Origin of the sequence: Mycobacterium sp. smrl_JER01 (assembly GCF_048513595.2) — a bacterium.
Taxonomy (GTDB): domain Bacteria; phylum Actinomycetota; class Actinomycetes; order Mycobacteriales; family Mycobacteriaceae; genus Mycobacterium.
On sequence record NZ_JBLXXK020000001.1, the window covers coordinates 218,527 to 236,325 of the forward strand.

Here is a 17,799-nt window from a genome sequence, read left to right on the forward strand (position 1 = left end):
CCGCCCGCGTCGGAGGCGCAACGCCGCGGCGCACCTGCCCCGACAGCCGCCGGAACCGCCGCCCACTACTCTCGCTGCATGACCGTGAACCGCACCGAGCGCAGTTTCGACGGCATCGGCGGCATCCGGATCGTGTATGACGTGTGGACCCCGGAAGCCTCGCCGCGCGGCGTGGTGGTGCTGGCCCACGGCTATGCCGAGCATGCGCGCCGATACGACCACGTCGCCGCCCGGTTCGGGCGGGCCGGGTTGGTCACCTACGCGCTGGATCACCGCGGACATGGACGGTCCGGCGGTAAGCGGGTCTATCTGCGCGACATGTCCGAATACACCGGGGACTTCCACACTCTGGTCAGGATCGCCGGCGCCGAGCAGCCCTCCCTCAAGCTGATCGTGCTCGGCCACAGCATGGGCGGCGGCATCGTGTTCAGCTACGGCGTCGAACATCCCGACGACTACCACGCCATGGTGCTGTCCGGGCCCGCCGTGGATGCCCAGGATGCAGTACCGCCAGCGAAGCTCCTGCTGGCCAAGGTGCTCGGCCGACTGGCCCCGGGACTGCCCGTGGAGAACCTGCCCGCCGAGGCGGTGTCCCGTGATCCGGAGGTGGTGGCCGCCTACGAGGCCGATCCGCTGGTCCATCACGGCAGACTGCCGGCCGGGGTGGGGAAGGCGCTGATCGAAGTCGGGGAGACCATGCCGGCGCGGGCCGCGGCCCTCACCGCGCCGCTGCTGGTGGTGCACGGGGAGAGCGACACACTGATCCCGGTGCAAGGCAGCCGCAAACTCGTCGACTGCGTCGGTTCGGCCGACGCGCATCTGAAGGTGTACCCCGGCCTGTATCACGAGGTCTTCAACGAACCCGAGCAAGCCGTGGTGCTCGACGACGTCACCTCCTGGATCGAGTCCCAGCTGTGAAGCGCGCCGCGGCTGTCGTTCTCGCGTTGGTGCTGTCGGTCGCGGGTTGCTCGTCTGCGGCGCCGCCGCAACCGCAACCGGTGACCTGGACCGACGAGGAGGTGAGGTTCGAGGCCGACGGGCTGACCCTGCACGGCACCTACCGGCACCGGACGGAGGGTGAGCCCGCGCCCGCGGCGTTGCTCATCTCGGAGAGCGGAGCCACCGACCGCAACGGCGACAACGCGGTGGCGGGACCGATCGGCAACATGCGCCAGTTGGCCGAGTTGCTGTCCGATCGGGAGGTGGCGACGCTGCGCTACGACAAGGTCGGAACCGGGCGGACCGGGCTGGGCCCGTTCCAGGACAACCCGACCCAGGTGGTCAGCGCGGTGTACACCAGCGGAGCCCGGGCCGCGCTGGGGTTCTTGAATGCCCGTCCCGAAACCGATCCCGGGCGGATCTCGGTGTACGCGCTGGGGGAGGGCGCCGTGCACGCGCTGACGCTGGCCGGCGACGCCGGCCCCGGTGCCCCGACGGTGCATTCGCTGGGGCTGCTGCAGCCGCTTCCGGGGCGCTACCTCGACATCATCACCGACCGGGTGCGCGCTGACGGTTCGCCCGAGACGGTGGCGGTCTGGCAGGCCGCGGTCGAGCAGATCCGGACCACCGGCACCGTTCCCACTGATCTGCCCGACGGCCTTAACGCCATCGTGAACCCGGGCAACCTGGAGGCCGTGGTCGCCGCGGATCAGGTCGACCCGGTGCAACTCGCCGCCGCGGTACCCGCAGCGACACCGGTGTTGCTCACCTGCTCGGATTCCGACAACCAGGCTCGCTGCGCCGCCATGGGGCCGCTGATCGCGGCCCTGCAGCACACGGATCTGACCGTGGTCGAGCTCACCGGCGTCAACCATGTGCTGCGCGACGATCCCACCGACAGCATCGCCAACTACGCCAACCAGGCGCCGTTGTCCGACCAGTTGGTCTCCGCGCTGGACGACTTCGCCGGCAAGTGAGCCGGCTGGGGATGAAAACAACTGTGGGGATGGGGGATACTGCAGACCAGTGAAACGTCGCACCCGATCCTTAATGTCTCCGGCATGACCACCGACGAGAAGATGCTGGCCCGCATCGCGGCACTGCTGCGCCAGGCCGAGGGCACCGACAATCCGCACGAAGCCGACGCGTTCATGGCAGCCGCCCAACGGCTGGCCACCTCGACGTCGATCGACCTGGCGGTGGCCCGCAGCCACGCCGATCGGCGCACCAAGGCCCAGACGCCGGTGCAGCGCACCATCACCATCGGCGAGACCGGTGCCCGGGGGTTGCGCACCTATGTGCAGCTGTTCGTCGTCATCGGCGCCGCCAACGACGTCACATGCGATGTGGCGTCGAACTCGACGTTCGTCTACGCCTACGGTTTCGCCGAGGACATCGACGCCACCCACGCGCTCTACACCAGCCTGGTCATGCAGATGGTGCGGGCGTCCAAGGACTACATCGCCTCCGGCGCCCACAAACCCACCCCCGCCATCACCGCCCGGCTGAACTTCCAGCTGGCGTTCGGCGCCCGGGTCGGACAGCGGTTGGCCGAAGCGCGCGAACAGGCGCACCGGGAGGCGACGAGCGGCCCGGCCAGCCGCCCTGGCACCGCGATAGCGTTGCGCAACAAGGACATCGAGCTCAAGGACTACTACCGCGAGACGTCGCGGGCAAGGGGCACGTGGCGCGCGACGAGCGCCACCGCGGGCTACTCGTCGGCCGCGCGCCGGGCCGGGGACCGGGCCGGTCGGGCCGCCCGGCTGGGCGGGGAGACCGAGCTGGCGGGGGCACGGTCGGCGCTGGAGAGGTGACCCGGGATGCGCAGCGGGCCAAGGTCTATGCCGCCGAGGGCTTCGTGCGCACCATGTTCGACCGGGCCGCCGAGCGCGGCGACCCGATGGTCGACTTCTTCGGCGCCCGATTGACGTTGCCGCCCGAGGCGCGGTTCTCGTCGGCCCAGGCAGTGCAGGACTATGTCGACAGGGTGCTGTCCCACCCCGCGGTCCGGGACCACTGGCCCTCGGCGGGGCCGCTGCGGGTGCGTCCGCGCCGTGGCGCCACCGCCGCCCACTATGAACGCACCGGCGACGACGCCACCATCGCGGTGCCCCAGGATCGAAGTTCCTGGGCGCTGCGCGAGCTGGTGGTCCTGCACGAGGTCGCCCACCACCTCAGTGAGGCACAACCGCCGCACGGCCCGGAATTCGTCGCGACGTTCTGTGAACTTGCGGGTGCGGTGATGGGCCCCGAGGCCGCGCACGTCCTTCGGGTGGTCTATGCCAAGGAAGGGGCCCGCTGAGTCTGCCGGCCGCAGCGGCCGGTCCGGGAGTACGGTCGATGTGTGACTGCGCCCGATTGGGTTTCGCTGGATGCCCTGTTCACCCGCGTGCTCCACACCGAGGACGCCGACCTGCGGGCGGCCCGAGAGGCCGCTGAGGCAGCGGGAATGCCGGCGATCGAGGTGTCGGCGCAGCACGCCAAGCTGCTGTCCCTGTTGGCGCGTATGGCCGGGGCGCGCCATGTGCTGGAGATCGGCACCCTGGCCGGCTACAGCACCATCGCACTGGCCCGCGCGGTCGGAGCCGACGGTGCCGTCGTGACACTCGAGTACGACCCCGCCCATGCCGAGGTGGCGCGGCGCAACCTGGAGCGCGCCGGGGTCGGCGACCGGGTCGAGATCATGGTCGGGGCGGCGTTGGAGTCGCTGCCTGTCCTGCAACAGCGCGGCGAACCCTTCGATCTGGTGTTCATCGACGCCGACAAGGAGAACAACGTCGCCTATGTGGAATGGGCCATCACCCTGGGGCGGCCCGGCACCGTGGTGGTGGTGGACAACATCGCCCGCAACGGGCGCGTGCTCGATCCCGCGCCCGACGATCGGCAGGCCCAGGCGGTTCGCGCGATGTTCGACATGATGGGCGCCGACTCCCGGCTGGACTCGGCGGCGATCCAGACCGTCGGCGCCAAGGGTTGGGATGGTTTCGCCGTGGCCCTCGTCAACTAGCCACGTCAGCTAGCCTCGTCAACTAGCCACGTCAACTAGCCACGTCAACTAGCCACGTCGGTCCACAGCGGGTCCGCCGCGGCGGCACGCAGTGCGGCGACGATCGTGGATTCCTGGGCGAGAAACCGCTCGGTCGGTGCGGGCACCGAGATCGCGACGACGTGCCCGCCGGGGAACCGGCCGGCGATTCCCGCCGCCGAGATCCCCGCGGTGTGTTCGTCACGGTCGTAGGCGATCCCGCTGCGGCGCACCTCGGTGATCTCGTCCAGCAGGCCGGCAGGAATGGCGTCGTCCCCCATCAGGGCCAGCGCCGCCTTGCCGTTCGCGGTGCCGTGCAGGGGGAACCGTGCGCCCACGGCGGAGACGGCGCGGAGCCGGTGGGCCGACTCGATTTGGTCCACGAACCACATGTGGCGTCCGCGCTGCACCGACAGGTCCACGGTCTCGCCGGTGGCCAGCGCTACCCGTTCGATCACCGGCCGCAGCCGGGCCGCCATCGTCGACCCGTCGGCGCTGGTCAGCCCCAATAGACGGTCACCCAGGTGGTACCGGCCGCCGTCGTCGGCCGCAGCGAAGCCCACGTCGACGAGGGCCACCAGCAGCCTGCGCGCCGTCGACTTGGCCAATCCGAGGTTGCTGCCCAAGTCGACCAGACGGAGCTGCCCGGGCGCGGTCGCAATCTCGTCGAGAGCCGCCGCAGCCCTGCGCAGGACCTGCAGACCGTCGTCGCGGCCGTCGGCTGAGTCGATTCGTCCGTTCGGGTCCCCGGCTGGCATCACGTCACTATATTGATCCGCTGAACGGACTAACAAGATCCGATATCCGAATCTCTTGGAGGATGAGATGGATCTTCCCACCCGGCACTTCTTCCGAGGCGACGACGGATACGAACAGGCGCGCGCCATGACGGTATGGAACGCGCGCACCCCCGGGCGCTACCCCGACCTCGTGGTGCAGGCCGTCGACGCCGACGATGTCGTCACCACCGTGAAGTACGCCGCGGCCCACGATCTGCAGATCGGAATCCGGTCGGGCGGGCATAGCTGGGCGGGTAACCACATTCGCGACGGCGGCGTCCTGCTCGATGTCCGCGGTCTGGACCGGTGCGAGATCGACGCCGACACCGGGACCGCCGTGGCGGGGCCCGGTGTGGGGGGCAGTGTGCTGGCGGGCCGGCTGTGGGAGCAGGACCTGTTTTTCCCGGCCGGGCACTGCAAGGGCGTGTGTATCGGTGGCTACCTGCTGCAGGGCGGGTACGGATGGAACAGCCGGGTGCTCGGCCCGGCATGTGAAAGCGTGCTCGGTCTGGACGTCGTCACCGCCGCCGGGGAACAGATCTACATCGACGGCGACAACCATGCCGATCTGTATTGGGCGGCAAGGGGTTCGGGTCCGGGTTTCTTCGCAGTCGTCACGGCGTTCCATCTCCAGCTGCACCGGCGCCCGCGGGTCTGTGGCAGCAGCCTGTACGTGTATCCGATCGAGCTGGCCGAGCAGATCTACCCGTGGGCACGGTCGATCAGCGCCGAGGTGGACCGGCGGGTGGAATTCCAGATGGTCGCCTCGCGTGCGGTCCCGGGTGCGGGTCTGGACTCCCCGGGCATCGTGATGGCCTCACCGGTGTTCGCCGAGACCGAGCAGGAGGCGATCGACGCCTTGGCGCTGCTGGAGACCTGCCCGGTGCGCGACCGCGCCCTTGTCGCGGTGCCGTATGCGCCCACCGATCTGGACACCTGGTACGCGGGGGTGATGAGCAATTACCCCACCGGATATCGCTACGCCACCGACAACATGTGGACCTCGGCGTCCGCGGACGAGCTGATGCCGGGCATCGCCCGCATCCTCGAGACGATGCCCCCGCATCCTGCCCATTTCCTATGGCTGAACTGGGGGCCGTCACCACAGCGGCAGGACATGGCCTACAGCATGGAGGATGAGATCTACCTCGCCCTCTACGGAGTGTGGCACGACGCCGCCGACGACGAGAAGTACGGCGACTGGGCGCGATCCAACATGGCGGCGCTGGAACATCTGCAGACCGGCATCCAACTGGCCGACGAGAACCTCGGCCGCCGTGCCGCACCGTTCGCCACCCCCGAGGCGATGGCCAGGCTGGATCGCGTCCGCGCCGAGTACGATCCGCGGGGCCGCTTCCACAGCTGGATGGGAAGGGCCTGATGGCGCGCGCCTACCTCGGGTACCGAGGCGACGACGGTGACACCGAGTTCGGCGAATTCTTCGACCCGCAGATGGCCGCGCTGCCCGCCCACGTCGTCGACGCACTGCACCACGGTCCGCAGGCCGAACCGTTGCTCCTCCGATTGGACAGCGCCGCAACCCTTCTCGACGACGGCTACCACGCGACGGAGAACGGCTACGGCAGGCTGGCCAACGGGGCGTTCCAGGTGTCGGTGCGCACCGACATGCCCGGTGTCACCCCGCAGATGTGGGACTGGTGGTTCGGCTGGCACGGCAGCGACACCCGCCGCTACAAGCTGTGGCATCCGCGGGCGCACGCATCGGCGCGGTGGGCCGACGGCGGTGGCGACGGGGATGGCGACGGGGATTACGTCGGCCGGATCTCGCTCATCGAGGAGTACCTCGGGTCGGCATACGCGAAGGCCGCGATCCGCTTCATCGATCCGGCGGCGATGGGTCTGGACGTCAACCCCGGCGACTCGGTCGCGGTGTGTGCGCGGCTGGGTTCCTCGGAGGCGCCGGTCGACATCGGCTGGTTCGTGCACCACGTGCGCAGCACGCCGGCCGGTGCCGAGATGCGGTCCCGATTCTGGATGGGGGGCCCCTACGTGGCGGTCCGGCACGGAAACCTGTTGGCCAACACAGTGGTTCGGCCGGTGGCTGCGCGTCAGCTGCCGGACCCGCGGGATCTGCTGGTGCACTGTGCCCAGGAGATGAACCATCTGGCCGAGTTTCTACCCGCGCTGCATGCCAGGTTCGGTTGACGGGGCGGCGGGGTATGCCCCGCGACATGTGGACGGTCAGCAGGGATGTCGGCTCTTCGGCGGACTCGGTGTGGCGGGTGTTGACCGATCTTGAGGCGTGGCCGCGGTGGGGCCCGACGGTGTCGCGGGCCGAGATCGACGGCAGCGCGTTCGAGTTGGGCGCGTCCGGACGGGTGTGGACGCCGGTCGGGGTTGCGTTGCCGTTCGTGATCACCGAACTGGAGCAGGGCCGCTGCTGGGGCTGGCGAGTCGCCGGGGTGCCGGCCACCCGGCACGGTGTCCGGCCGCGGGAACACGGCAGTACCGTCTGGATGAGCGCACCGGTGTGGGCACCGGGATACCTGCCGGTGCTGGCGATCGCGCTGCGCCGAATCGAAACCATGTCGGCCCAGTTTCGAAGCGGCTAACAGCTCGGTCCGGAAGGGGAAAGGACCCGGGTGCGGTTCGAGCTGACCGTCGACCCCACAGTGCCGCTGCCCGGTTTTCTGGTCAAGAAGGGCGCCAAGGGGTCGGTGGACACCGCCACCGAAGGTCTGCGCCAGCGGGTGGGAGAGCTCAAGCGTCAGTGACGTAACCCCGGGATCCGCGCCGGCGGGTCATGACATTGTGGGGTAGAAAGTCACCAGTTTTGACGTTCGACGCCCAACCTTTACCCTTCGCTGCATCCTGATCTTGAACTTGCGGCCGAACTGGGGGTGCGGTGGATCGGACTCTACGCTCTGTGACGTACTTCCTGGTGTTTCCGCTGTTCTACGCGTTGGCTGTGTTCGCCGGGCGGGCCACTCGGCTGGGCGGCGGCGAGGTCTCGATGGTGTGGCCGGCCGCCGCGGTGGGTGTCATCTGGTTGCTCGCGGTTCGTGATCGGGGCCCCCGGGAACGCGCTCTGCACCTGGCGCTGCTGGCGGTCGTGGCCTATACGTCGAACATCGCCACCGGTGCCGCACCCCCGCTGGCGGGATGGTTCGTCCTCGTCAACGTGGTGCTCTCGGTGGTCACGGTGGAGCTGCTGGCCTATCGACGCGATCAGGTGGTGCTTCGCGACCCGGCTGATCTGGCCCGTCTGGTCGCCGCGGTGACCGTCGCGACAACCGGCGCGGCGGTTCTGGCGACCGCGTACTTCGTGGTGGTGAACGGGTCGCCGGTCTGGGATACGTTCGCGCTCTTCGCGGTGCGCAACGGAACCTCGGTGCTGGTCGGGGTGTCGATCTGGCTGCGGATGCGTGACGCCACCTGGACACCGCCCCGCATGTCGGCAGCCACCGTCATCGAGGTTCTGCTGGTGGGGGCCGGGTTGGTGGCGGTCTTCTTCTGGGCGTTCTGGGCGAGCACCGGTCTGCCGATGGCCTACGTGGTGCTGGTTCCGGCGATGTGGGTGGCCCTGCGCTACAGCACCACCGCGAGCACGCTGTTCCTCACCGGCGCGGGCACGTGGATCGTCTTCGCCACCCTGATGGGTCGCGGACCCCTGATCGTCCCCGACGTTCAAGCGCGGGCGCTGCTGTCGCAGGCCATGGTCGGCAGCCTGGGCCTGGTCGTGCTGACCCTGTCGCTGTACCGCGACTCCCGTGTTCGCCTCATCGCGGAACTCGAAAGCGCTCGCGACCGCGCCGACCAGAACGCCGAACTGCTGGGCGCGGTCCTCGACAACATCCACGACGGCGTGATCCTGGTCGGTTCCAGCGACGAGGTGGTTCTGCAGAACGCCCGGGCGGCAGCTTCCGGACTGGTCGACGAGGTGGTCTCGGCCGCGTCGGGGCACACCGACGCGCGATCCGGCGAGGCCGCCGGCCTCGCCGGACTGCGCGATATTGTCATCGAAGCCGAGGACGCCCATGTCGTCGAGCTGACCACAGCCCCACTCCCGCAGACCTCACCGCTGACCGTCATGGCGTTCCGCGACGTCACCGAGGAACGCGCGAACGCCCGCGCGCTGCGCGACGCGCGGGATCTGTTCGCCGGGGTCTTGCGGGCGGCATCCGAGCAGGCCATCATCGGCACCGACCCGACGGGCCGGATCACCCTGTTCAACCACGGCGCTGAACGGCTGCTGGGTTGGACCGAGGCCGAGATGCTCGGCCGCACACCGGTGGACCTCCACGATTATCCGGAGTTGTGTGCGCGAGCCGCCGCGCTGGGAATCCCGGCCGGCTTCCCGGTCCTGGTGCACAACGTGACGCCGGAGTCCGCCGAGGTGGGTGAGTGGACCTACCGACGGCGCGACGGCACCCGTGCCGCGGTCAGCCTCGCGGTGTCCCGGATGGCCGCCGACGACGGTACCTGCGCCGGATATATCTGTGTCGCAACGGATATCACCGAGCGAAAAGAGGCCGAGCACGCGCTGTCCGAAAGCGAGGAGCGCTTCCGGCTGGCTTTCGACACCGCCCCGATGGGCATGTTCCTGTTCGGGGTGGGTGCTCCGGGTTTCGGTCGGATCACGCGGTGCAATCAGGCCATGGCGGATCTGCTCGGCCGCTCGACGGGCGAGGTGCTGGACATGACGGTCGCCGATCTCAGCCCGCAGGGAACTCACCCGGGGACGGTCGGACTGGACCAGATCCTGAGGCTGCGGCCCGCCGAGCGGTTCGAGGCCGAGACCCCGTTCCTCCGGGCGGACGGGGTCAGGGTCTGGGGCGCGGTCTCGGCCTCGGTCATCGCGCCCCAGGGGTCCGAGCCCTACGGAATCTGCCTGGTCGAAGACATCACCACCCGAAAGCGGGTGGAGGCCGAACTGCAGTATCTCGCGTCACACGACCCGCTGACCGGGCTGGCCAACCGGGCCCTGTTCACCGACCGCATCGAACACGCGTTGGCCAGGGCTGCGAACGGACAGTCCGACGGTGTCGGTGTGATCTTCCTCGATCTCGACGGTTTCAAAGCGGTCAACGACACCTGGGGCCATGCGGAGGGCGACGCAGTGCTCACCGTCGTCACCCGGCGTATCGAGTCGGCGATTCGGCCGACGGACACGGTTGCCCGGCTCGGCGGTGACGAGTTCGCGGTGCTCTGCCCGGGTGTGTCCGACCCCGACCGACTGCAGCACCTGGCCGAACGCATCCGCGCCGAGGTCCGTCGTCCTGTGCTGCTGACGGGCGGTGGGAGTTACGACCACCTCTCGGTGAGTGCCGGTGTGGTGACCTCCGGCCCGGGCTGCACCGCCGAGACGCTGCTGCGCCGTGCGGACCGGCTGATGTACCGGGCCAAACGCAACGGCAAGGACTGTGTCACGATGGGCGATCCCGAGAACGTGTCCGACACGCCGGAACTTCTGGGTGGTGGCGTCGCCCCGTTGGCGTGACAGCGGCCGAGGTCGAGCAGGCTCAGTTCAGATCGAACACGGTCGTCTCTGCCACAGGCCGCCGTGGCACCGCGGGCAACGGGGCGCCGGTCGCCCGCGCGCCGAGCCGGACCAGCGCCTGCGGAAGGGCCTCGCCGTCGTAGACCTCGCAGGCCAGCGCCAGCCGGTCCCGGTTGTCTCGCAGTGGCTCCGTGAGCGGGCAGGTCACCAGCCCGAGGGCGGTGGCCGCCAACGTCAGGTCGCTGAGCGCCTCGCCGGTACGCAGCCGGTTTAGGGCAGTGTCGGTGCCGGTCCCCAGCACCAGCATGACGGCGTCGTCACCGGGGTGCCCCGCTGAGACGTCTCCGTAGCTCAGCCTGAACTCGGCCGGCCCGGTCCTGGCCCAGCGGGCGGCCGGTACGACGGCCAGCTCGACCCCGAAGCGTTGCGCCCGGATCACCAGCAGCTCGACCGTGCCTGCAGGAAGCGCGCCGGTGTAGGGACGCCGGTCGGATCGGCGCCCGGCGATGGCACGGCCGAGTTCGACGCTGCCGGCGCCCGGCGGGCGAAGCGCCGGCTCCAGGGTGGCCAGCACGTCGCCGTCGATGTCGCGGTGGACCCGGCTCGTCCATCCCGCGGCGGCAAACGCGACCGTGCAATGGTGCAACACGGCACCGCAGCTGAGCACCACATCGCGCCGGTCGGAAGCGGTGTCACCGAGGCGACGAGTCCAGTCGGCGAGCAGCTGCACTCCGTGCCGGTCGACCCGCCACCGCCACGGCTGCGCGTTACGTGCCGACGGAGCGTGCGCGGCGAGGTCCAGGACCTGCTCCAGGGTCTCGACCGCGGGAAATGCCGTGGCCATACGCCCACCTCCACCGGGTGCCGAGACTATCGATACCGCGACATTCTAGAAGCGGCGGAACGCAGGCCGAACCACGCGCGGGCCACACATCGCGGTGCCAGATAGGCGAGACATCGCGGTGTCAGATGGGCGAGACATCGCCGTGTCAGATAGGCGAGACATCGCCGTGTCACACGGGGCGAGACATCGCCCAGCGGATCCCGCCCACCAGCAGGTGGCCCGTCGATCGCACCACGGTCGCCTCCACCGGCGGCACATGGGGGAGACGCAGTGGTGCTCGTGCCCACGCCGGCAACAGCGCGACCGCGGTGGAAGCCAGCGCGGCATACGGGGCCCGGGCCAGCAGCGGCAACGGCGGGGTCAGCAACAGGAACCGTGCAGCGTCGCGCGCGGCGGCGGTTGATTGCAGCTCGGGCCGGTAAGCGGTGATCCGGTGAGCCAGCTCTGCCGTGGTCAGCGGAGGATCGGGGACACCGAGTGCGGACGCGATGCGGGCGGTGTCGGCGACGTAGGCGTCGCACCCGGGGCGGTCCAGTGGTTTGGCCCCGTAGCGCTGATGCGCGCGAAGAAAGCTGTCGACTTCGGCGATGTGCACCCACTCCAGCAGGTGCGGATCGTCGGCCCGGTAGGTGCGCCCATCGGGGGCCGTGCCGTTGATGCGGCGATGGATGCCGCGGACCTGGTCGACGGCGCGTTGTGCATCCTGCGCCGCCCCGAAAGTCGTCGTGGCCAGGAACGTGCTGGTGCGGGCCAACCTTCCCCACGGGTCATTGCGGTAATCGGAATGCTCGGCCACCCCCGCCATGGCCAGCGGGTGCAGTGATTGCAGCAGCAACGCGCGTAGACCGCCGACGAACATCGACGCATCGCCGTGCACGCGCCGGATCGGACGGTCTTCGCCGAACCAGCGCGGGCCGGGTGTCTGGTGGATGCGTGCGCGATTGGCCGGACCCTCAGGTCCGGCCACCATGCCGAACAGCGCGCTTCCCATCCGGTCCCGCACCGCGCCGAGGTCGAACGCCACTATGTCCACCAATGACACCATGTTCACCATTGTGGCCGGACCCGAGATCAGCCCCAGTTGCTCAGACCCCACAACGACATGACCGGCGCCACCAGCGAGGCGTGCACGATGCGCCCGAACACGTCGTCGCTGTGGGCGAACAAGATGCCTACCGCGGCGACGGTGCCGTCGGGCAGGCGGGCGTAGACCGGCGCGCCCGAGTCGCCGAGGTCGTCCCAGGCCCGGAAGGAGACCTGATTGTCGGTCAGCGCGGTGATGGGCCCGCAGGTCACCCCCGTGCGGGCGCCGGACTTGCAGAGGTGCGGCTGTTCGCGCCGGAGGTCTTCGGCGGTCATCACGCGGGACACCCGCATCGCGTCCACCTGGCTCACCAGCGGGACCGAGCTCGCGGCAAGGTCGACCAGACCCACGTCCCGCACCCCCGGGATGACCTCCCAGCGGACGTAATGTCCGACCACCTGGTCGCCGGTTGGCGTCCGCTGCAGCACGGTGTCGTTGACCGGGTCGCGGTCACAGTGTCCCGCGGTCAGCATGGCCGGTGCGCCGCCGGCCGTGCGGACGGTGAATCCGGCGGTGCACTGGTAGGGCTGGCCGTTGCCGGCAATGGCGGTGCTCACCAGATAAGCCCCCGGGCTGGCCACCGGGTATTCGCCGAAGGCGTGCGCGAGAGGCAGCCTGGGCAGCAGCACCGCGACCAGGACTGCCATAGCTGCGGCCAGTACACGACTCATGCTGTCTCCATTGACAATGTGAGCGTTTCGAAAACCGATGCTCTCATGCCGGCGATCGCGACAAAGCGGATTGGACGACGCGCCAGCTGTCGCGGAGCCTGCAACCGCCGGCAGTGCGACGGTGGATCCGCTGCTCCCGATACCTCGGCTCGGCTGCGTCGTGGCCATCCGATGTGCTATCCACAGGTATGTACCGGACCGTCGCCGCAAGTGCTCTGGCCGGCACTGCGCTGTTGGCGGCACCGGCAGCTCATGCCGACCGTCCCGAGCCGGTGCCGATCTACGGGTACTACGACGTGCACATCGACTTCGCGCACCAGAGTTTCAACGGTGTACCGACACCGATGAATCCGGTCGCGTTTCCCACGGAATTCAGCACCCACTGTGATGTGAACGGCTGTGTCGCGCGGATGGACAACAGCGACGATCAAGCTCGTAACCCGGCCGCCCCGGCGGCATTCGAGTACCGGTGGGACAGTGGTCGGTGGGAAACCAGCGGTCCGTACCCCTATTTCTGCGACCGGACCGACCCCGCCAGCGCCGTGCCGTCGACGCGCTCGGACCACTGGATCCCAGGTCCCGGCGGGAGCTTCACCGGGGAGCGCACCCTGGTCGTCGAAGGTCCCGGATGCCCCGGTGAGGGACCCGGCACCCACCGGGTTCCGATCAGGCTGACCCCGATCGACGCACCGGCAGCGCCGCGCTAGGTGCAGACCGCGCCGACCGCCGCCGACCCGACCAACTTCGTGTACTTGGCCAGCACCCCGGTCGTGTAACGCGGCGGGAGCGGTTCGAAACCCGCTTTGCGGGAGTCGAACTCGGCCTCGTCAACGAGGATGTCCAGGGTGCCCTGCGCGACGTCGAGGCGGATCCGGTCGCCGTCGCGGACGAAGGCGATCGGCCCGCCGTCGACCGCCTCGGGGGCGATGTGGCCGACGCACAGCCCGGTGGTTCCGCCGGAGAACCGGCCGTCGGTCATCAGCAACACGTCCTTGCCGAGACCGGCGCCCTTGATGGCACCGGTGATCGCGAGCATCTCGCGCATCCCGGGTCCGCCCTTGGGGCCTTCGTAGCGGATCACGACGACGTCGCCGTGGGTGATGGTGCCGTCCTCCAGCGCATCCAGCGCGGCCCGCTCCCGCTCGAAAACCCTTGCAGTGCCTTCGAACACATCCGAATCGAAGCCTGCGGACTTCACCACGGCACCCTCGGGTGCCAGCGACCCGTGCAGGATCGTGATGCCTCCGGTGGGATGGATAGGGTTGTCCATCGCCCGCAGCACCTTCCCGTCGGGGTCCGGGGGCTCGATATGGGCCAGGTTCTCGGCCATGGTCTGGCCGGTGACGGTCAGGCAGTCGCCGTGCAGCAGGCCCGCGTCCAGCAGTGCCTTCATCACCACTGGCACGCCGCCGATCTCGTCGACGTGCTTCATCACGTGGCGGCCGAACGGCTTCACGTCGGCCAGGTGCGGCACCTTCTGTCCGATGCGGGTGAAGTCCTCCAGTGTCAGCTTCACGTTGGCCTCGTAGGCGATCGCGAGCAGATGCAGCACCGCGTTGGTGGAGCCGCCGAACGCCATGACCACGGCGATCGCGTTCTCGAACGCCTCTTTGGTCAGGATGTCGCGGGCAGTGATCCCGCGGCGCAGCATCTCCACCACGGCCTCCCCGGACCTGCGTGCGAACTCGTCGCGCCGCTTGTCGATGGCGACTGGAGATGCACTGCCCGGCAACGACATTCCGAGAGCCTCGGCCGCCGAGGCCATGGTGTTAGCGGTGTACATGCCCCCGCAGGCGCCCTCGCCGGGACAGATCGCGCGTTCGATGATGTCGACGTCCTCGCGCGACATCAGCCCGCGGGCACAGGCGCCCACGGCCTCGAAGGCGTCGATGATGGTGACTTCCTTTTCGGTGCCGTCGGTGAGCCTGGCCGTGCCCGGCATGATCGAACCGTTGTAGAAGAACACCGACGCCAGATCCAGGCGTGCGGCGGCCATCAGCATGCCGGGGATCGACTTGTCGCAGCCGGCCAGCAGCACCGTGCCGTCGAGGCGCTCGGCCTGCACCACGGTTTCCACGCTGTCGGCGATCACCTCACGCGACACCAGCGAGAAGTGCATGCCTTCATGGCCCATCGAGATGCCGTCGGAGACCGAGATGGTGCCGAACTCCAGCGGGAAACCCCCCGCTTGGTGAACACCGCCCTTGACGGCCTGCGCCAGCCGCTGCAGCGACATGTTGCACGGGGTGATCTCGTTCCACGACGAACCGACGCCGATCTGCGGCTTGGCCCAGTCGTCGTCGCCCATGCCGACCGCGCGAAGCATGCCGCGGGCCGCGGCCTTTTCCAGTCCGTCGGTGACGTCACGACTGCGGGGCTTGATGTCGATGCCGGGCTGCGCGGGGTCTGAGGGCATGCGGAGAATTATGCGCCTGGCGTTTACGGCCGCCAAACCATCCCGTCATACCCCCGTGGGGTACTAGTACTCTGGGTGCATGATGACGTTGGCCGCGCGTCTGTTCGCCGTGCTCGTCGCGTTGCTGTTGCTCGCCGGGTGCGGCGAGCGCGGTGACGAGCCGGGAAACGGGCCGAACGGCACTGATGAGCCCGAGACACCCCTGATCACCGGTGCTCCCGCGAGCTACAACGACGCCGATATCGCATTCGCTACCGAGATGGTCCCCCACCACGCACAGGCGATCGATCTGGCCGAGCTGGCGCAGCGCAGGTCGGAGAATCCCGAGTTGATCGCGCTGACCAACCAGATCGTGGCCGTCCAGCAACCCGAGATCAACATCCTCAACGTGTTGCTCGTGCAGTGGAACGAGAACCCCGAGATCCGCACCGGCCCCAGTGGCCCGGGGGCCGACGGTGGGGAGGACCCGCCGCGGGGTTCGGTCGATGAGGCCACGATCACCGAGCTTGAGTCGCTGAGCGGTCCGGAGTTCGACAGACTGTGGTTGCAGTCGATGATCGGTCAGCACCAGGGAGCGGTCGATATCGCCGACACCGAGATCGCCGAGGGCGCCAATGTCGACGCCATCGCCATCGCCAGGACGATCGTCAGCGGCCAGGAAACGCGGATCGCGCAGATGAGGCAGATGCTGAAGGGGATGCCGTGAGTGAGACGACCGGTGCGCACGACACCGCCGAACCCGACCGCGGGACGCACGGCTACTCGGCGCAGAAGGAGAATTACGCCAAGCGCCTGCGCCGCATCGAAGGCCAGGTACGCGGAATCGCCAAGATGATCGACGAGGACAAGTACTGCATCGACGTCCTGACCCAGATCAGCGCTGTCAACAGCGCGCTGCAGTCGGTGGCGCTGGGACTGCTCGACGAACACCTCGGACACTGTGTCAGCGACGCGGTCGCCGTCGGCGGCGCGGAGGCCGACGCCAAACTCGCCGAGGCCTCGGCGGCCATCGCCCGGCTGGTCCGGTCCTGACCGCGGGGCGTCAGCCCAGGGCGTCCTCGATGCCCAAAGTGTCCTCGATGCCCAAAGTGTCCTCGATGCGTTGCACCTTCGCGGTGAGCTGACCGCTGTAGCCGGGCCGGATATCGGCCTTGAGCACCAGGCTGGTCCGCGGAGACACCGCCGAGACGGCGTCGACAGCCTGCTTGACGACGGCCATCACCTCGTCCCACTCACCCTCGATATTGGTGAACATGGCGTTGGTCTCGTTGGGCAGCCCCGATGACCGTACGATCCGGACCGCCTCGGCGACTGCGTCACCGACGCTGCCGGTGCCGTCGGCACCGGCGGGACTGATGCTGAACGCGACGATCATGGGTCCAGTGTCCCCGTACTCCACGGCCGGGTAACGAAAGGCCGCGTGAACACGATCATCACTGCAGGTCAATGCCCTCGGACAGGAGGGTGCCGGGGTCCGGCGGCGACGTTCGCCGGGGAGATCGACCCCGGTGCTGTGCCACACTGGGGTCAGTCGCTGGACTGGAGGTAACGCATGCGGCAGCGAAACCGGAGCTGGGTCCTCGCCCTGTTCATGACAGTTGGCGTGGTCGCCGGGCTGACGCTCGGCACCCCCTCGGCGCTGGCGCAACCCGCTCCGGCGCCGGCTCCGCCGGCACCTGAGCCGGTTCCGCCGCCGGCGAACCCGTTCGGCTTCCCGAATCCGGCCACGCCGCCCGCGCCGGGCTCGACCGGCCCCACTGCGGCCAACCCGTTGGCGGTTGTTCCCGGCCAGCCGATGCCCATCCCCGAAGGCACGCCGGCCGGGCAGAACCCAAACCCGTTCGTCGGTCAGCCGCCGTTCGTGCCGCCGTCGTTCAACCCGGTCAACGGGTCCATCGTCGGCGCCGCCAAGCCGATCTACATCAACTTCGCGCGGCCCATCGCCAATCGGCAGATGGCCCAGGATGCCGTCCACATCTCGTCCAATCCGCCGGTGCCCGGCCGGTTCTACTGGGTCAGCGACACCCAGCTGCGCTGGCGGCCTCAGGACTTCTGGCCGGCCGGCACCGTCGTCACCATCGACGCGGCGGGCACCAAGTCCAGCTTCAGCGTCCCCGAGCAGCTCGTCGCGACCATCGACAACGACACCAAGCAGATGGAGATCGTGCGCGACGGCGTGGTCGAGAAGACCTTCCCCGTCTCGCTGGGCAAACCGGGCTACGACACCAAGAACGGCACCTACTACGTGCTGGAGAAATTCTCCGAGATCGTGATGGACTCCTCGACCTACGGCGTCCCGGTGGACGACCCGTCCGGCGAGGGTTACAAGCTCGACGTGGACGACGCCGTGCGGATCGACAACAGCGGCATCTTCGTGCACAGTGCGCCGTGGTCGGTGGGATCCCAGGGCAAGAGCAATGTCAGCCATGGCTGTATCAACCTCAGCCCGGCCAATGCCAAATGGTTCTACGACAACTTCGGCAGCGGCGATGCGGTCGTGATCAAGAACACCGACGGAGGGTGGTACACCCAGCCCGACGGAGCGTCGGACTGGCAGATGTTCTGACCCGATAGCCCCGC

Annotated in this window: 19 protein-coding genes and 1 pseudogene; 14 read left to right on the forward strand and 6 right to left on the reverse strand. The window is 68.9% G+C overall.

Annotated features, from left to right (window positions below):
- Positions 1–78 precede the first annotated feature (78 nt).
- From ACNUDN_RS01100 to ACNUDN_RS01120, 5 genes are all read left to right on the forward strand, one after another.
- Positions 79–918, forward strand: a complete 840-nt coding sequence (locus ACNUDN_RS01100) for an alpha/beta hydrolase (protein ID WP_419120228.1) — start codon at positions 79–81, stop codon at positions 916–918.
- Positions 915–1,916: an alpha/beta hydrolase family protein gene (locus ACNUDN_RS01105; protein ID WP_431959180.1), complete on the forward strand. Its 1,002-nt coding sequence runs from the start codon at positions 915–917 to the stop codon at positions 1,914–1,916. Before ACNUDN_RS01100 ends, ACNUDN_RS01105 begins: the two co-directional genes overlap by 4 nt.
- Before the next feature lie 84 nt (positions 1,917–2,000).
- The gene (locus tag ACNUDN_RS01110) at positions 2,001–2,753 is read left to right on the forward strand and encodes a DUF2786 domain-containing protein (RefSeq protein WP_419120229.1); all 753 of its coding nucleotides are present in this window, start codon (positions 2,001–2,003) and stop codon (positions 2,751–2,753) included.
- Positions 2,750–3,241: a TIGR04338 family metallohydrolase gene (locus tag ACNUDN_RS01115; protein ID WP_419120230.1), complete on the forward strand. Its 492-nt coding sequence runs from the start codon at positions 2,750–2,752 to the stop codon at positions 3,239–3,241. The genes ACNUDN_RS01110 and ACNUDN_RS01115 overlap by 4 nt, the downstream gene beginning before the upstream one ends.
- Before the next feature lie 42 nt (positions 3,242–3,283).
- Positions 3,284–3,946: an O-methyltransferase gene (locus tag ACNUDN_RS01120; protein WP_419120231.1), complete on the forward strand. Its 663-nt coding sequence runs from the start codon at positions 3,284–3,286 to the stop codon at positions 3,944–3,946.
- Between the two features lie 44 nt (positions 3,947–3,990).
- Here the strand turns inward: ACNUDN_RS01120 and ACNUDN_RS01125 are convergent, their stop codons facing one another.
- A complete protein-coding gene (locus tag ACNUDN_RS01125) occupies positions 3,991–4,722 on the reverse strand; it encodes an IclR family transcriptional regulator (RefSeq protein ID WP_419120232.1) in 732 nt (243 codons plus the stop codon).
- Between the two features lie 67 nt (positions 4,723–4,789).
- Between ACNUDN_RS01125 and ACNUDN_RS01130 the strand changes: the two genes are divergently transcribed.
- From ACNUDN_RS01130 to ACNUDN_RS01150, 5 genes and pseudogenes are all read left to right on the forward strand, one after another.
- The gene (locus ACNUDN_RS01130) at positions 4,790–6,124 is read left to right on the forward strand and encodes an FAD-binding oxidoreductase (protein ID WP_419120233.1); all 1,335 of its coding nucleotides are present in this window, start codon (positions 4,790–4,792) and stop codon (positions 6,122–6,124) included.
- Positions 6,121–6,909, forward strand: a complete 789-nt coding sequence (locus ACNUDN_RS01135; RefSeq protein WP_419124960.1) for a DAPG hydrolase family protein — start codon at positions 6,121–6,123, stop codon at positions 6,907–6,909. Before ACNUDN_RS01130 ends, ACNUDN_RS01135 begins: the two co-directional genes overlap by 4 nt.
- A gap of 14 nt (positions 6,910–6,923) precedes the next feature.
- On the forward strand, positions 6,924–7,316 hold the full coding sequence (locus tag ACNUDN_RS01140; protein ID WP_419120234.1) for an SRPBCC family protein: 393 nt from the start codon (positions 6,924–6,926) through the stop codon (positions 7,314–7,316).
- A gap of 3 nt (positions 7,317–7,319) precedes the next feature.
- A pseudogene (locus tag ACNUDN_RS01145) lies at positions 7,320–7,478 on the forward strand (SRPBCC family protein); the annotation flags it as partial.
- 152 nt (positions 7,479–7,630) lie between these two features.
- The gene (locus ACNUDN_RS01150) at positions 7,631–10,204 is read left to right on the forward strand and encodes a diguanylate cyclase domain-containing protein (protein ID WP_419120235.1); all 2,574 of its coding nucleotides are present in this window, start codon (positions 7,631–7,633) and stop codon (positions 10,202–10,204) included.
- A gap of 22 nt (positions 10,205–10,226) precedes the next feature.
- Here ACNUDN_RS01150 and ACNUDN_RS01155 read toward each other — a convergent pair whose 3' ends face one another.
- The 3 genes from ACNUDN_RS01155 to ACNUDN_RS01165 form a co-directional block, all read right to left on the reverse strand.
- Complete coding sequence (locus tag ACNUDN_RS01155; RefSeq protein ID WP_419120236.1) at positions 10,227–11,048, reverse strand: nitroreductase family protein; 822 nt, start codon at positions 11,046–11,048, stop codon at positions 10,227–10,229.
- A 169-nt stretch (positions 11,049–11,217) separates the two neighbouring features.
- Positions 11,218–12,093, reverse strand: a complete 876-nt coding sequence (locus tag ACNUDN_RS01160; protein WP_419120237.1) for an oxygenase MpaB family protein — start codon at positions 12,091–12,093, stop codon at positions 11,218–11,220.
- 26 nt (positions 12,094–12,119) lie between these two features.
- Positions 12,120–12,803: a chymotrypsin family serine protease gene (locus ACNUDN_RS01165; RefSeq protein ID WP_419120238.1), complete on the reverse strand. Its 684-nt coding sequence runs from the start codon at positions 12,801–12,803 to the stop codon at positions 12,120–12,122.
- Positions 12,804–12,991: 188 nt separating this feature from the next.
- On the opposite strand from ACNUDN_RS01165, the gene ACNUDN_RS01170 reads away from it, so the two are divergent.
- Complete coding sequence (locus ACNUDN_RS01170) at positions 12,992–13,510, forward strand: MBOE_33420 family protein (protein WP_419120239.1); 519 nt, start codon at positions 12,992–12,994, stop codon at positions 13,508–13,510.
- Here the strand turns inward: ACNUDN_RS01170 and ilvD are convergent.
- Positions 13,507–15,219 carry a dihydroxy-acid dehydratase gene (gene ilvD, locus ACNUDN_RS01175; RefSeq protein WP_419120240.1) on the reverse strand — a complete coding sequence of 571 codons (1,713 nt, stop codon included), beginning with the start codon at positions 15,217–15,219 and terminating at the stop codon, positions 13,507–13,509. The two genes, ACNUDN_RS01170 and ilvD, sit on opposite strands and share 4 nt — an antisense overlap.
- 79 nt (positions 15,220–15,298) lie before the next feature.
- Between ilvD and ACNUDN_RS01180 the strand changes: the two genes are divergently transcribed.
- Both ACNUDN_RS01180 and ricR read left to right on the forward strand, forming a co-directional pair.
- A complete protein-coding gene (locus ACNUDN_RS01180) occupies positions 15,299–15,925 on the forward strand; it encodes a DUF305 domain-containing protein (protein ID WP_419120241.1) in 627 nt (208 codons plus the stop codon).
- Complete coding sequence (ricR, locus tag ACNUDN_RS01185; protein ID WP_419120242.1) at positions 15,922–16,251, forward strand: copper-sensing transcriptional repressor RicR; 330 nt, start codon at positions 15,922–15,924, stop codon at positions 16,249–16,251. The genes ACNUDN_RS01180 and ricR overlap by 4 nt, the downstream gene beginning before the upstream one ends.
- Before the next feature lie 10 nt (positions 16,252–16,261).
- Here ricR and ACNUDN_RS01190 read toward each other — a convergent pair whose 3' ends face one another.
- Positions 16,262–16,594: a thiamine-binding protein gene (locus ACNUDN_RS01190; protein WP_419120243.1), complete on the reverse strand. Its 333-nt coding sequence runs from the start codon at positions 16,592–16,594 to the stop codon at positions 16,262–16,264.
- A 177-nt stretch (positions 16,595–16,771) separates the two neighbouring features.
- Here ACNUDN_RS01190 and ACNUDN_RS01195 point away from each other — a divergent pair, with 177 nt between their 5' ends.
- Complete coding sequence (locus ACNUDN_RS01195; RefSeq protein WP_419120244.1) at positions 16,772–17,785, forward strand: L,D-transpeptidase; 1,014 nt, start codon at positions 16,772–16,774, stop codon at positions 17,783–17,785.
- Positions 17,786–17,799: the final 14 nt, after the last annotated feature.

Excerpts from the sequence above, each read along its gene's own strand:
- ACNUDN_RS01100 (WP_419120228.1), top strand. The coding sequence starts at position 79 with ATGACCGTGAACCGCACCGAGCGCAGTTTCGACGGCATCGGCGGCATC.
- ACNUDN_RS01110 (WP_419120229.1), top strand. The coding sequence starts at position 2,001 with ATGACCACCGACGAGAAGATGCTGGCCCGCATCGCGGCACTGCTGCGC.
- ACNUDN_RS01125 (WP_419120232.1), bottom strand. The coding sequence starts at position 4,722 with ATGCCAGCCGGGGACCCGAACGGACGAATCGACTCAGCCGACGGCCGC.
- ACNUDN_RS01130 (WP_419120233.1), top strand. The coding sequence starts at position 4,790 with ATGGATCTTCCCACCCGGCACTTCTTCCGAGGCGACGACGGATACGAA.
- ACNUDN_RS01140 (WP_419120234.1), top strand. The coding sequence starts at position 6,924 with ATGCCCCGCGACATGTGGACGGTCAGCAGGGATGTCGGCTCTTCGGCG.
- ACNUDN_RS01155 (WP_419120236.1), bottom strand. The coding sequence starts at position 11,048 with ATGGCCACGGCATTTCCCGCGGTCGAGACCCTGGAGCAGGTCCTGGAC.
- ACNUDN_RS01160 (WP_419120237.1), bottom strand. The coding sequence starts at position 12,093 with ATGGTGTCATTGGTGGACATAGTGGCGTTCGACCTCGGCGCGGTGCGG.
- ACNUDN_RS01165 (WP_419120238.1), bottom strand. The coding sequence starts at position 12,803 with ATGAGTCGTGTACTGGCCGCAGCTATGGCAGTCCTGGTCGCGGTGCTG.
- ACNUDN_RS01170 (WP_419120239.1), top strand. The coding sequence starts at position 12,992 with ATGTACCGGACCGTCGCCGCAAGTGCTCTGGCCGGCACTGCGCTGTTG.
- ilvD (WP_419120240.1), bottom strand. The coding sequence starts at position 15,219 with ATGCCCTCAGACCCCGCGCAGCCCGGCATCGACATCAAGCCCCGCAGT.
- ACNUDN_RS01180 (WP_419120241.1), top strand. The coding sequence starts at position 15,299 with ATGATGACGTTGGCCGCGCGTCTGTTCGCCGTGCTCGTCGCGTTGCTG.
- ACNUDN_RS01190 (WP_419120243.1), bottom strand. The coding sequence starts at position 16,594 with ATGATCGTCGCGTTCAGCATCAGTCCCGCCGGTGCCGACGGCACCGGC.
- ACNUDN_RS01195 (WP_419120244.1), top strand. The coding sequence starts at position 16,772 with ATGCGGCAGCGAAACCGGAGCTGGGTCCTCGCCCTGTTCATGACAGTT.